The organism is Sphingomonas sp. MA1305, assembly GCF_016107325.1.
Taxonomy (GTDB): domain Bacteria; phylum Pseudomonadota; class Alphaproteobacteria; order Sphingomonadales; family Sphingomonadaceae; genus Sphingomonas.
On sequence record NZ_RCVT01000001.1, the window covers coordinates 99,362 to 113,631 of the forward strand.

Here is a 14,270-nt window from a genome sequence, read left to right on the forward strand (position 1 = left end):
CGTCCATGCCCGGTCCACAAAAAAGCCCCGGCGATGACGCCGGGGCTGTGGAGGAGGGAAGCGGCACGGAATGAGGACGCCGCCTCCGGAGGAAGTCTGATCAGAAGCGTGCGGTACCAGTCAGCGAGAAGACACGCCCGTTCTTGTAGATGGCGGTCGGCGCGCTTGGCGTGCTGCTGTACTGATAATAGGTCTCGTCGAGCAGGTTCGACGCATTGGCGGTGACCCGGAAATGCTCGTTGATGTTGTAGGACGCCGAGAAGTCGAGCTGGCGATAGGCGTCGGTATAGTTCGACGACTGCAGGCGACCAAAGCCATAGAAATACTTCGAGCGGTAATTGTAGCTCAGGCGCGCCTGGAACGGTCCCGATTCGAAGTAGGGCACGATGTTGTAGGTATCGCGCGACAGATACGGCAGGCCCTGGCCCGAGGTGCCGGTGTCGGCACTGGCGAAGGTGTAGTTCGACTGGATGCCGAAACCCCAAATGAGGTTGGCCTGGGCGGTCAGCGACAAGCCGGTTACCGACGCCTTGCCACCGTTCACCGGCCGCGACACGCTGTAGGTATAGGTGTTTCCGGTCAGCTGGTTAGTGATCTGCTGCTCGACCGTTTGGTTGCCGATATAGTTGGTGATGTCGCGGTAGAAGACCTCGCCCGAGAAATAGCTGGCCGGTGCGAAATACCATTCCGCCGACAGGCCGAAGTTGGTGGCGGCATAGGGCTTCAGATCGGGGTTGCCGCCGCTGCCGGTGCGCTGCGTGTCGTCGAGCGACAGCGAGCCGGCGAGATCGCTGTACCGCGGACGGGCGATGACCTTCGCCGCGGCGGCGCGCAGGACGACCGAGCTGCTGGCGTCGTAAGCGACGTTGACCGAAGGCAGGAAGCGATCGTCGGTGCGCGGTGCGACGACGAGCGCCGTCTGATTGTTCGACGAGAGATAATAGGACGAGATGTCGCGGGTGCGGACGAAGCGCCCGCCGATATTGCCGCGGAACTTGCCCGCGGCGTAATCGAGCTGGACATAGCCGGTGCCAATCCGCTCCTGCACCTTGAAGAACGATCCCGTGTCGAGCGCACGCGTGACGTTGAGCGTACCCGCAGCGGTCAGCGCCTTGATCGCATTCTCCTGGGTCAAGGTCGCATAAGGCGTGCCGTTGCCGGACGTCGACAGGCCGTCATACACGCTGCTGTCGAGCGTATAGGCGCCCAGGTCGGCAAGCGTGAAGAAGTTGTTGGTGAAGGTCGCGCCGCCGTAGGTCGTCTGCTGGTTGTTGTGCACGTTGACGCGCACGCCGAAGTACAGCTTCTTGAAGAAGCCATCGAGGTCGTGCGTGAAGTCGATCTGACCGAATTTCTCCTGGTCGACGGTGTTGTCCGCGGAGGTGATGCCGCCGATCTGCGCACCGTAGAAGCCCGCGCCGTTGGTCTTGGCGAGCACCGCGGCTTCCGTCTGGAGGCTCGATTCCGCCGGCGAAGTGCTGATCCACTGCGTGCCGTCGCTCGCCGGATAATCCCAGTTGAGCAGCGTGTTGCGGCCGTTGGCGCCAACCGTAAAGCCCTGACGCGTGCGGAAGTTCAGCAGATATTCGGGGTCCTTGCCACCCGTCGCGCGGGTATAGCCGCCGTTGCCGGTGACCTTCCACCCGCCGTCCAGATCCCAGTCGAACAGGGCCGTATAGCTTTGGTTCGAGATGCGCGTGCGGCGGAAGTTGGTGTCGAGTTCACCCATCCAGGTCTTGCTGGTGCTGGGCTGGGCGGCGAAGGTTGCCGACGTGATCAGGCCGTTGCTGATCGTCGCCGCGGTCAGCTGCGACCCGCGGACGTTGTAGCTGTATTCGGAATTGCTGAAGTTGTCGTAATTACCCTTGATGACGATCGCATTGGCGGTCAGCGTGAAATTGTCCGCCGGTTTGAACTGCATCGTGCCGGTGAAGCCAAGACGCTCGCGCGTCTGCTGGAAATATTCGTGAGCGAGGAACGCAGGCAGACGAGCGGTCTGCAGATCAGCGATCGTTCCGCCGGTGATCTTCGCATTCGGGTTCTGCAGGACGGTCTGACCGGCAGCGTTAGTCGTGGTGAACTGGCTGCCGGTCAAATAACCGTAGACGGCGACGCCGGCGCGGGCGAGGTTTTCCTTGTCGTAATTGACCGAGCCGAGGATCGCGAAGGTGTCGCTGGCATTGTGCCAGCTGTACAGCGCGGAGCCGCGGAAATTGCCCTTGTTCGAACGGTCGTTGTATTCGTAGCCGCCGGTCGCGGTCAGCGTGTTCGGCTTGAGGTCGAGCGGCTTGCGCGTGACGATGTCGACCGTGCCGCCGATGGCGCCTTCCTGAATACGCGCTTCCGGCGTCTTGTAGACGACCGCCTGGCTGATGATCTCCGGCGACAGCAGCGAATAGTTGAACGTGCGGCTCGACCGGTCGCCGGGGTTGCCGCCCCAGTCGGCAGACGCGATCGAATGGCCGTCGATCAGGACGCGGTTGAGGGCGGGCTCGACGCCGGCGATGGAGACCTGCTCGCCTTCGCCGAACTGGTGGTCGACGGTGACGCCGGGCAGATGCGACAGCGATTCCGCGACGTTGGTGTCGGGGAATTTGCCGACGTCCTCTGCGCTGATCACGTCGGTGATGGCGTTGGTCGAGCGCTTGGTTTCGATCGCGTCCTGAAGACTCTTGCGGATGCCGCGGACGACGATGTCGTTATTCTGCCCGACCGCGCTTTCGTCCTGCGTCTGGGCAGGTGCATCGACAGTCTGGGCATGGGCGGGGCCGGCAAGGCCCGCGAGAGCGGTGGTCACGAGGATGACGTGGCGCAGACGCATGGATGAATCCTCCCCCAATAAAGGTCGCGGGCGCACCCCGGGCGGTGGGCCCCAAAAAAGCGATGCCGTCATCACCGGCGGCATGTTCCGTCCCTGCGTCGGCGAACCCGCTTCCGGGGCGCGTCCGACAAGTTACTGTATACGTATGTATACCAATCCATACCCAAGACGCTACCAGAAAAATTGCATTATTGTTTCAGGAATAGGATTGGCCCTACACCTCGTGCAAATCGCACCGGAATGCGTAGAAGCGGATAGGCTGGCGGGCGCTGCCGACGATATGGCGGTCGCCCGATGGGAGGGATGATGACGGGAGGGGGGCGTGACGGCCGAATCGGTCTGGAAATTTGCGTCGATTCGGTGGCGGGGGCACGAGCCGCCATCGCCGGCGGCGCTGACCGGATCGAATTGTGCGCCGCGTTGGCGCTCGGCGGGCTGACGCCGTCGCAGGGACTGGTTGCCGCGGTGCTCGCGATCGCTGGCCCGGCGCGTATTCCGGTGCACGCCATGGTGCGGCCGCGGCCAGGCGACTTCGCCTATGATGCGGATATGCTCGCCCTTGCATCGGCGGAAGCGGCGGCATTGCGGAAGCAGGGCGTGGAGGGCCTCGTATTCGGTGCGGCGCGCGACGGCATGCTCGACGTAGCCGCCTTGCGGGCTTGGGTCGACGGCTTGGCGCGGCCGGAGGCGCCGCCGGCGCTGACGTTGCATCGCGTGGTCGACCTGCTCGACGATCCCGCCGCCGCCGTGGAGCCGGCGATCGCGATGGGATTTTCCCGCATCCTGACATCGGGCGGGGCGCCATCTGCGCCTGCCGGTGCGGCGACAATCGCCAGGATGGTCGCGCGTGCCGACGGTCGCTGCTCGATCATGGCGGGGGCGGGGGTGCAGGCCGATAACGTCGCGGCCCTGATCGCTGCGACCGGCATCAGGGAGGTGCATGGCTCCGCGAGCGGCGCCGGTCGGCCGGAGGACGAAGCATCGTCGAAGCTGGGCTTCGGGCCCAACCCTAGGCTCACCGACATCAATGCCGTTGCCCGACTGAGGCACGTCATTGACGAGATAACCAATATAGGACAAATGTGATGTGGACCGCGATCCTGCGTCGATCGTTCCCCGTTCCGCTCGTTCCATGCCGATGCATTCCGCAGCGGCCAGCTAGGAGTCGTCGATGACCTTCGTGAGCAGGATCGGGAGCTTCCGGCAGGACAATCCGTCGCCGCTCTACCTGCAATTGCAGCAGCTGATCCGCGATGCGATCGCCGCGGACGTGATCGCCCGCGGCGATGCCATTCCCGCCGAACGCGATCTCGCCACCGATTACGGCGTGTCGCGGATCACCGTGCGCAAGGCGATCGAGGGGCTGGTCGAGGAAGGCCTGCTGACCCGGCGGCGTGGCGCGGGCACGTTCGTCGCGGGGCGGGTCGAAAAGAGCTTCTCCAAACTATCCTCCTTCACGGAGGATATGATCGCGCGCGGACGCGTGCCGAGCAGTGCCTGGATTTCGCGCAACACCGGCATCGTCAGTCCCGAGGAGTCGATGGCGCTGTCGCTTTCGCCCGGCGAGCCGGTCTATCGGTTCCAGCGTCTGCGCTGTGCCGACGATGTGCCGATGGCGCTCGAATTGTCGACCATGGCGGGGTTCAGCCTTCCGTCCATCGATGTCGTCGGCACCTCGCTCTACGAGGCGCTGACCCAGACCGGGCATCGCCCGGTGCGGGCGCTGCAGCGGCTGCGCGCGGTGCCGTTCGGCACCGACCATGCCCGGATGCTCGGCGTCGATCCGGGCTCGCCGGGGCTGCTGATCGAGCGGCGCGGCTTCCTGCGCGACGGCCGCGTCGTCGAGTTCACCCGCTCCTATTATCGCGGCGACAGCTACGATTTCGTCGCCGAACTCGCCGACGGCTAAGCTTTTCGAGGATTGAACCGACGTGACTACCGCGACCGCCGAAACGCTGATGCGTGCCGAAACCCGGGAAGCCGGTGCCGCCGTCGCACGCCTGCTCGCGCGCAATGGCGATCGCCTCGCCGCGCTCGGCGAGCAGTTGCGCGCCCAGCCCCCGGCGGTGGTCGTCACCTGCGCGCGAGGTTCGTCGGACCATGCCGCGACCTATGGCAAATATCTGATCGAGACGTTGGTCGGCGTGCCCGTCGCGTCGGCTGCTCCCTCGGTGGTGTCGATTTTCGATGCACCGGTCGCGACGCAAAGCGCGGTGTGCGTCGCGATTTCGCAGTCGGGGCGCAGTCCGGACCTGTTGGCGACCGTTGAGGCCTATCGCCGCGGCGGTGCGGCGGTGGTGGCGCTGGTCAACGACGAGGCATCGTCGCTGGCGACCGGCGCGGATACGTTGCTGGCGCTGAGCGCCGGTGCGGAGCGTTCCGTCGCGGCGACCAAATCGTGCATCGCGGCGATGGCCGGGCTGGCCGCGCTGGTCGCCGCCTGGTCGGACGATGCGGCGTTGAAGGCGGCGCTCGCCGATCTGCCCGCGATGCTCGACGCGGCCGTCGCACGCGACTGGAGCGCCGGAGTCGAGCCGCTGGCGGACGCGCGCCAGATGTTCGTGATCGGCCGCGGCTACGGCTTCGGTGTCGCGCAGGAATGCGCGTTGAAGCTCAAGGAAACCTGCCAATTGCAGGCCGAGCCGTTCAGCGCCGCCGAAGTCCGCCATGGTCCGATGGCGATCGTCGGCGAGGGGTTCCCGGTGCTTGCGCTCGCCACGTCCGACGCGGCCGGCGAGGATGTGGTCAGCGTCGCCCGCGCCTTCGCCGAGCGTGGCGCGACGGTGCTGCGCGCGCATGCCGGTGATCTGTCGGGCACGTTGCCCGCCGCCGCTGCGCATCCGGCGATCGAGCCGATCCTGATGCTGGCGAGCTTCTACGGCATGGCGGAGCGGCTGTCGCGACGTCGCGGTCTCGACCCCGATCAGCCGCCGCACCTCGCCAAGGTGACCCGCACGCTATGACGACGCTTCATCGTTACGTGAACGGCCACATCGTGGTCGGCGACGAATGCTGGACGGGCGTCGAGATCGCGCTGGCGGGCGATCGCATCGCCGCGCTTCGCCCGCTTGCCGCGGACGCGCCCGACGCGATCGACCTGGCCGGCGGCTGGATCATGCCCGGCTTCGTCGACACGCAGGTCAACGGCGGCGGTGGCGTGCTGTTCAACGACGAGACCAACGTCGACGGCATCGCCGCGATCGCCGCCGCGCATGCGCGCTATGGCACCACCGCCCTGTTGCCGACGCTGATCAGCGATACGCCCGACCGGATCGCGCTGGCGCTGGACGCCATGGATGCGGCGATCGCCGCGGGCGTGCCGGGCATCGTCGGCGTGCATATCGAAGGACCGTGGCTCAACGTCGCGCGCAAGGGCATCCACGATCCCGCGCGCTTTCGGTTGCTCGATGACGAGATGGTCGCGCTGCTGACCCGGCCGCGGCGCGGGCGGGTGATGGTGACGCTCGCCCCCGAACTGGCGGGGATCGCGCAGATCGCGGCGCTGGCCAAGGCCGGCGTGCTGGTCAGCGCGGGGCACAGCGAGGCACCCTACGATACCGCGGTCGCCGCGTTCGACGCCGGTCTCACCAGCATCACCCATCTGTTCAATGCGATGCCGCCGATGGTGCAGCGTGTGCCGGGCCTGGTCGGCGCCGCGCTCGACGATCCGCGGCCATGGTGCGGCCTGATTGTCGACGGCGTCCATGTCGCCCCAGCGGTGCTGCGCGTGGCGATCGCCGCACGCGGCCTCGACCGCATGATGCTGGTCACCGACGCCATGTCGTCGGTCGGCGCGGCGGACAAGGATTTCGTGCTGCAGGGGCGGGCGATCCATGTCGCCGACGGCATCTGCGCCTATGAGGATGGGACGCTTGCCGGCTCCGACCTCGACATGGCACAAGCGGTTGCCAACGCCATGGCCATGCTGGGGCTGGATCCGGCGGCAGCGGCACGGCTCGCGGCGGGCAACCCGGCCGCGTTCCTGGGCCTGTCCGGGGAGCGCGGCGTGCTCGCCCCCGGCTTAAGGGCGGATTGGGTACAATTGACGACGGCGATGGCGCCAGTCGTGACGACCATCGGGGGACGACAGGCATGACGATCGACCGGCGCGGGCTGCTTCTCGGAACATCCGCCGCCGGTCTGACGATCGCCCTGCCGTACCGCGGCGACGCGCGCAGCCTGACCTATGGCGAGGCCGGGGCGCTGCCGATGCCGCCGGTCGCCACGACGCTGCCGCCGCCGCTGCCGGTCGTCGATCCGTCGCGCATCGGCTTCGATACCGGCTGGCTGTTCCACCTCGGCGACCTGCCGTTCGCGCCGCCCAAGGATCACGAGCAGACCTATTTGCGCGCCAAGGCCGGCAATGCGCCCGGCGCGGCCGCGCTCGCCTTCGACGACAGTGACTGGCAGGCGGTGGCGCTGCCGCACGATTGGGTCAGCTTCCAGCCGTTCGTCGAGACGGCAAACATCTCGCAGGGCTATCGGCCGCGTGGCATCGGCTGGTACCGCCGCACCTTCCGCCTCGATCCCGCCGATCGCGGCCGCTATCTGGAACTGCAGCTCGACGCGATCGCGACCAATGCGACGATCTGGGTCAATGGCAGCACCGTCGCGCACAATTGGTCCGGCTATAACAGCGTCTATATCGACATCACGCCGTTCGCGCGCTTCGGCGACGAGCCCAATGTGATCGCGATCCGCGTCGATGCGGACGCGATGGAGGGCTGGTGGTACGAAGGCGCCGGCCTCTACCGTCATGCCTGGCTGGCGCGGCGCGCGCCGGTATCAATCGTCACCGACGGCGTCCATTGCGATCCGCGCCGCGGCGACAGCGGCTGGCATGTGCCGGTCACCGTCACCGCGCGGTCGATCGAGGCGACGGACATGCCGGTGGTGGCGCATGCGCGACTGCTCGATCCCGCCGGCGCGATGGTCGCCGAGGTGCGGTCGCAGCCTGTCACGGTGCCGACGCTGGACAGCGCCGAACTCGCGCTCGACCTCGCCGTGGCATCGCCGCGCCTGTGGTCGGTCGACCAGCCGACGCTCTACACCGTCGAGGTGACGCTGGAGCGCGACGGCGCCGCCGTGGACAGCCGGCGTGTCGCGGTCGGCTTCCGCATGCTGCGCTTCGACGCGGACAAGGGGCTGTTCGTCAACGACGTGCCGGTCAAGCTGAAGGGCGTCTGCCTGCACCAGGACCATGCCGGTGTCGGCGTCGCCGTGCCGGATGCCCTGCTGCAATGGCGGCTGTCGCGGCTGAAGGACATGGGCTGCAACGCGATCCGCTGTTCGCACAATGCGCCGGCGACGGCCTTGCTCGACCTCGCCGACCGGATGGGCTTCCTCGTCATGGACGAGAACCGCAATTTCAATCCGGCGCCCGACTATATGACGCAGCTGGAATGGCTGGTGCGCCGCGACCGCAATCATCCCAGCGTCATCCTGTGGTCGGTGTTCAACGAGGAGCCGATGCAGGGCACCCCGTCGGGGGTCGAGATGGTGCGCCGCATGGCCGCCGCGGTCCATCGCCTCGACGGCAGCCGGCCGGTCACCGCGGCGATGAACGGATCGTTCTTCGAACCGGTCAACGTTTCGACCGTGGTCGAGGTGATGGGGTTCAATTATTATCAGCGCGACTATGATCGGTTCCACGCGCTCAACCCGGCCAAGCCGACGACCAGTTCGGAAGATACCAGCGCGTTCATGACGCGCGGCGCCTATGCGACCGACAAGGCTGCGCGTGTCGTCACCTCGATGGACACCGAGGCCGCGCCCTGGGGCGCGACGCATCGCGAGACCTGGAAGCAGATCGCGGCGCGGCCGTTCGTCGCCGGCGGCTTCGTCTGGACCGGCTTCGACTATCATGGCGAGCCGACGCCCTATGACTGGCCGACGATTGCCAGCTTCTTCGGCATCCTCGACCTCTGCGGCTTTCCCAAGACTGCCTATGACATCCATCGGGCGCATTGGATCGACGATCGGGCGGTCGTTTCCATCGCGCCGCACTGGACCTGGCCGGGCCGCGAGGGGCAGCTGATCGCACTGCTCGTCATGTCGAACGCCGAGCGGATCGAGCTTCGCCTCAATGGCAAGCCGGTGGGAGAAGCGGCGGTCGACCGGATCATGGGCAACAGTTTCAATGTGCCTTATGCGCCGGGGACGATCGAGGCGATCGCCTGGCGCGGCGGACGGATCGTCGCGCGCGCGGCGCATGCGACGACCGGCCGACCGGTCGCGCTGCGGCTGACGCCGGCGCGGCGGGTGATGGCCGGCGACGGCGAGGACGTGCAGCCGTTCAGCGTGGATGCGATCGATGCCGCGGGTCGGCACGTGCCGACCGCCAACCTGCCGGTCCGTTTCGCGATCGAGGGCGGGACGATCATCGGTCTGGGCAACGGGGATCCCAACAGCCACGAGAGCGAGAAGGGCGATGCGCGCTCGCTGTTCAACGGCCTGGCGCAAGTGATCGTCCGCGCCGGGGCGGGTCGGGGGCCGTTGACCTTGCGGGTGACGGCGGCCGGACTGAAGCCGGCGCAGATCCGCGTCGACCTGCTGGCCGGCCCGATCCGCCCACAGGTGCCGCCGCGCGCGACCGAGACGCGGATCGAGCGCTGGCGGGTGTCCCCGTTGCTTGCGACGCGCCCGGATGCGGCCCTCGCGCCCGGTGCCGGCGACAACAACAGCTGGGCATGGGTGCGAAGCGGCGTCGCGACGCCGGCCGAGCCGGCGGCGGGCTGGCGCGTCTATCGCGCCAAGGTGACCCCGCTGCGTAGCGTCATGCAATCGGGCGGCACGATCCGCTTCGCCAGCATCACCGGACGGGCGACCGCCTTCGTCGACGGTGTGTCGGTGGGCAGCAAGACCGACGTCGCCGCCGGGCCGCTGGTGGCGAGGATGCCGCCGGGCGCGGGCGAGCGCACCGTGACGCTGATCGTGGAGGCGGCGGCCGGGGCACCGGCGGGGATCACCGGCGGGGTCGGCGTCGCCCGGTCGTGAGCCGCGGCGTGACCGCTCCCGTTGCATAGCGGGGTCTTGTCCGTAGATCGTGAGCCGACGGCGGGCATAGCGCTTGTCCAGGACGATGTGCGTGCCGCCCCATGGACCGGACGCTTCCGCTGGGTCGGCGGCCCGGCGCCGGAGTTGCCGCCCGAGCATCTCCTTGATGCCGGAGCGAACCTGCTGACGATCGTCACAAAATGGTCTTCAATAGGTATTGTTCTGGCGACGGTATCCGATACGATGCGCCGATGCGACAGACCGTGATGCAGCGATGACCGATGTGATGGTGAGGGCGCCGCTGGACGGCTGGGCGATGACCTTGGGCAGCGTGCCCGATCCAGTCTTCGCCGGTGGCATGATGGGGGGCGGCCTCGCGATCGATCCGACCGGCGATACGCTGCACGCACCCTGCGATGCCCGCGTCGCGGCGATCCATGCGGCGCGCCATGCAGTCACGCTCGACGCGGGCAATGGCGTCCAGATCCTGCTCCATCTCGGCATCGACAGCGTCACGCTGGGCGGCGCGCCGTTCACCATGCTGGTCGCGATCGGCGACCGGGTGGGTGCGGGCGATCCCCTGGTCCGCTTCGATCTCGACGCCCTGGTGCGCGGTGCCGCCGCTGCGGCGACGCCGGTGCTGGTCGTCGAGCCGGATGGGGCGACGATCACCGATCTCGCCGCCGAGGGGCCGATCCGGGTCGGCGACCCGCTGTATCGCGTCACGGCCGCCGACACGTCGGGCGCCGCCGCGACTGCGACCGGCGAGACGCTCCGCCACGAGATGCGCGTCGGCCTGCCGCACGGCCTGCACGCGCGACCGGCTGCGCGGATCGCCGCCGCCGCGCGGGACAGCGGTGCCGAGGTGACGTTGCTGCATGGCGCCGATCGGGCGGCGGCGACCAGCCCCGTCGCCCTGCTCTCGCTGGGTCTCGCTCACGATGCGGCGGTGACGATCGAGGCGAGGGGGGCGGGCGCCGCCGCGGCGATCGCGGCGATCGTCCCGCTGCTGACGGCCGAAGTGGAGGGGGATGTTACGCACCGATCTTCGCCGGCTCCCGTCGCGCCCGCTCCGGTCGACCCCGACGCGCTGGTCGGAGTCGCGGCCGCGCCGGGGCTGGTGATCGGCACCGCCTGCTGGCTGAGGCCGGCCGAACCGGATTTGCCCCCGGCCGCCACGGTCGCAGAGGAACAGGCGCGGCTCGACGCCGCCCTGCGCAGCGTCGGTGCGGCGCTCGCCGCGCCCGCGGGCGGCGCGCAGATCGCGGCGGTGATGGCCGCGCACCGCGCGATCCTCGACGATCCCGATCTCGTCGCCGACGCGCGGCGGCGGATCGATACGGGGGCATCCGCCGCGGCCTCGATCCTCGCCGCGGCGGAAGCGCAGGGGGCGCGGCTCCGCGCAACGGGCAATGCCCGCGTCGCCGAGCGTGCCGACGACATTCGCGACGTCGCGCTGCGCGTTGTCTATGCGGCGCTTGGAACGCAGCCCGCCGCGCTGACGCTGCCAGAGGGCGCGATCCTGCTCGCCGAGGATCTGCTGCCGTCGCAGCTCGCCGCGCTCGATGCCGCGCGACTGGCCGGGATCGCGGTCGCCGGGGGTGGCCCGACCTCGCATGTCGCGATCCTCGCGGCGGGCATGGGCGTGCCGATGGCGGTGGCGCTCGGCCGGCCGCTCGACGGCGTCGCCGACGGGGCGAGCGTGATCCTCGACGGCGATGCCGGCACCCTGCTGGCCGAACCCGACGCCCGGCGCCGCGCGGCGGCGGTGGCGACGATCGATGCGCGGGCGGCGGCGGAAGCGACGGCCCGCGCCGCGGGTGACCGGCCGGCGACGACGCGCGACGGCACGCCGATCGCGGTCTATGCCAATCTCGGCTCGGTCGACGATGCCCGCGCCGCGGCGGCGCAGGGGGCCGAAGGCTGCGGTCTGCTGCGCACCGAATTCCTGTTCCTCGACCGCAGCGCGCCGCCGTCGATCGACGAACAGGCGGCAGATTATGCCGGCGTGGTCGCCGCGCTCGGCGGCAAACCGGTGGTGATCCGCCTGCTCGACGTCGGCGGCGACAAGCCGGCGCCTTATCTCGACCTGCCGGCGGAAGAAAATCCGGCGCTCGGCGTGCGCGGCATCCGCGTCTCGCTCGCCCAGCCGGCGCTGCTCGACGCGCAGTTGCGGGCCATCCTCGCGGTGCCGGATCGCGCCGCCTGCCGGATCATGGTGCCGATGGTCGCCAGCGTCGGCGAACTCGCCACGGTGCGCGCCGCGCTCGACCGCCTGCTCGCCGAGATCGGCGGCCCGCCGGTGCAGCTCGGCGCGATGGTGGAGACGCCCGCCGCCGCCGCCACGGCAGATTTGATCGCGGCAGAGGCCGACTTCCTGTCGATCGGCAGCAACGACCTCACCCAATATGTGCTGGCGATGGACCGCGGCAATCCGGCGCTCGCCGCCGGGATCGACGGCCTGCACCCGGCAGTGCTGCGGCTGATCGCCACCACCTGCGACCTTGCCGCCAGGAGCGGGACACCGGTCAGCGTCTGCGGCGGCCTTGCCGCCGATCCGCTCGCCGCGCCGATCCTCGTCGGGCTGGGCGTCCGCACCCTGTCGGTGCCGCCGGCGCGCGTGCCGGCGACCAAGGCGCTGGTCGCGACGCTCGACGGGGCGGCGGCCGCCGCCCACGCCCGCGCCGCCCTCGCCGCTGACGGACCCGCCGCGGTGCGCGCGCTCGCCCGCGCCTTTAGCCAGGAGTCCCGCTGATGCCGCGCGGCCTGCCCAATCCGATGACCTTCCTGCAGCCGCTCGGTCGCGCGCTGATGCTGCCGATCGCGGTGCTGCCCGTCGCCGGCCTGCTGCTGAGGCTCGGCCAGCCCGACCTGCTCGACATCGCCTTCGTCAGCGCGGCCGGCGATGCGATCTTCAACCATCTCGGCCTGCTGTTCGCGGTCGGCGTCGCCACCGGCTTCGCGCGCGACGGCAATGGTGCTGCGGCGATGGCGGGCGTGGTCTGCTATCTGGTGATCGGCAACAGCGCGCAACTGTTCTTCGTCGTACCGCCCGGCACCGTCCCCACCGGATTGGCGGACACGGTCGCCGCGACGCTGGCGGCGGCGTGGAAGGCGGCGGCGGTCGACAAGCTGCAGGTTCCGATCGGGATCGTCGCGGGCCTGGTCGGCGGCGGCTTCTACAACCGGTTCTCGACCGTCAAGTTGCCCGACTATCTCGCCTTCTTCGGCGGGCGGCGGCTGGTGCCCATCCTCGCCGGTTTCGCCGGCCTGGCGATCGGCGGGCTGCTCGGCCCGGGATATGGCGCGATCAGCGCGGGCGTCGACGCGCTCAGCCGCGGCGTCGTCGCGGCCGGCGGCTGGGGTCTGTTCGCCTTCGGCGTGCTCAACCGGCTGCTGATCGTCACCGGCCTGCACCACATTCTCAACAATGTCGCCTATTTCGTCGTCGGCGATTTCCACGGCAAGACCGGCGACCTGACCCGCTTCTTCGCCGGCGATCCGACCGCGGGCGGATTCATGAGCGGCTTCTTCCCGGTCATGATGTTCGGCCTGCCCGCCGCCTGCCTCGCCATGTACCGCAGCGCGCTGCCCGAGCGACGCAAGGCGGTCGGCGGCATGCTGCTCAGCCTGGCGCTGACCTCGTTCCTGACCGGCGTCACCGAGCCGATCGAATTCAGCTTCATGTTCCTCGCGCCGGCGCTCTATCTGCTCCACGCGTTGCTGACCGGGGTGGCCGAGGCGTTGATGAACACGCTGGGCGTCAAGCTTGGCTACGGTTTTTCCGCCGGACTGTTCGACTATGTCCTCAACTTCGGCAAGGCGACCCGGCCGCTGCTGCTGCTGCCGATCGGCGCGCTCTACGCCGTTCTGTATTATGGCCTGTTCCGCTGGGCGATCGTCCGCTTCGACCTGAAGACGCCGGGACGCGAGCCGGTCGACGCCGGGACCGCGGCCGTGGCGGCGCCGAAGACGGCGGATGCCAAGGCGGCGGCGTTCGTCGCGGCGCTTGGCGGCGCCGCCAACCTGCAAGCGGTCGACGCCTGCACGACCCGGCTGCGGCTGGTGGTGGCGGACAGCAACGCGATCGACGAGCCGCGGCTGAAGGCGCTCGGCGCACGCGGCGTGCTGCGCCCGTCGCCCACCGCCGTTCAGGTGATCGTTGGCGGCATCGCCGACGGGCTGGCGATGGATATGCGCGCGACGCTCGACGCCGCGCCGACGGACGTGCCGGCGGCGGCACCGGTCACACGGATCGAGCTGCCGGCGGCGCTGGCGCTGGCGCTGGGCGGCGAGGGCAATGTCGTCGAGGCGTCTCGGCATTCCGGCCGCTACCGGATTCGCATCGCATCGCGCGGCGCGGTGAACGAAGCGACGCTGGCCGGCGACGCGCGCCTGGTCGCCTGGCCGGCCGACGATGTCGTTCACCTTTTGATGTGACCGCCACCCCGCT

General features: G+C 69.1%; 8 protein-coding genes. 7 read left to right on the forward strand and 1 reads right to left on the reverse strand.

Going from position 1 to position 14,270, the window contains the following annotated elements:
- Positions 1 to 100: 100 nt before the first annotated feature.
- Entirely contained in the window at positions 101 to 2,821 is a 2,721-nt protein-coding gene (locus tag D9601_RS00445; protein WP_198351987.1) for a TonB-dependent receptor, read from the reverse strand.
- Positions 2,822 to 3,124: 303 nt separating this feature from the next.
- Here D9601_RS00445 and D9601_RS00450 point away from each other — a divergent pair, with 303 nt between their 5' ends.
- From D9601_RS00450 to nagE, 7 genes are all read left to right on the forward strand, one after another.
- A complete protein-coding gene (locus D9601_RS00450) occupies positions 3,125 to 3,907 on the forward strand; it encodes a copper homeostasis protein CutC (RefSeq protein WP_232473754.1) in 783 nt (260 codons plus the stop codon).
- Positions 3,908 to 3,992: 85 nt separating this feature from the next.
- Positions 3,993 to 4,730 (forward strand): GntR family transcriptional regulator, encoded by a 738-nt coding sequence (locus tag D9601_RS00455; protein ID WP_198351988.1) that lies wholly within the window; start codon positions 3,993 to 3,995, stop codon positions 4,728 to 4,730.
- Positions 4,731 to 4,779: 49 nt separating this feature from the next.
- Positions 4,780 to 5,784, forward strand: a complete 1,005-nt coding sequence (locus D9601_RS00460) for an SIS domain-containing protein (RefSeq protein WP_198353309.1) — start codon at positions 4,780 to 4,782, stop codon at positions 5,782 to 5,784.
- Positions 5,781 to 6,917 carry an N-acetylglucosamine-6-phosphate deacetylase gene (nagA, locus tag D9601_RS00465; protein WP_198351989.1) on the forward strand — a complete coding sequence of 379 codons (1,137 nt, stop codon included), beginning with the start codon at positions 5,781 to 5,783 and terminating at the stop codon, positions 6,915 to 6,917. Before D9601_RS00460 ends, nagA begins: the two co-directional genes overlap by 4 nt.
- Entirely contained in the window at positions 6,914 to 9,817 is a 2,904-nt protein-coding gene (gene galA / locus D9601_RS00470; RefSeq protein ID WP_198351990.1) for a beta-galactosidase GalA, read from the forward strand. Before nagA ends, galA begins: the two co-directional genes overlap by 4 nt.
- A 274-nt stretch (positions 9,818 to 10,091) precedes the next feature.
- Complete coding sequence (gene ptsP / locus D9601_RS00475) at positions 10,092 to 12,572, forward strand: phosphoenolpyruvate--protein phosphotransferase (RefSeq protein ID WP_198351991.1); 2,481 nt, start codon at positions 10,092 to 10,094, stop codon at positions 12,570 to 12,572.
- The gene (nagE, locus tag D9601_RS00480; RefSeq protein WP_232473755.1) at positions 12,572 to 14,257 is read left to right on the forward strand and encodes an N-acetylglucosamine-specific PTS transporter subunit IIBC; all 1,686 of its coding nucleotides are present in this window, start codon (positions 12,572 to 12,574) and stop codon (positions 14,255 to 14,257) included. Before ptsP ends, nagE begins: the two co-directional genes overlap by 1 nt.
- Positions 14,258 to 14,270: the final 13 nt, after the last annotated feature.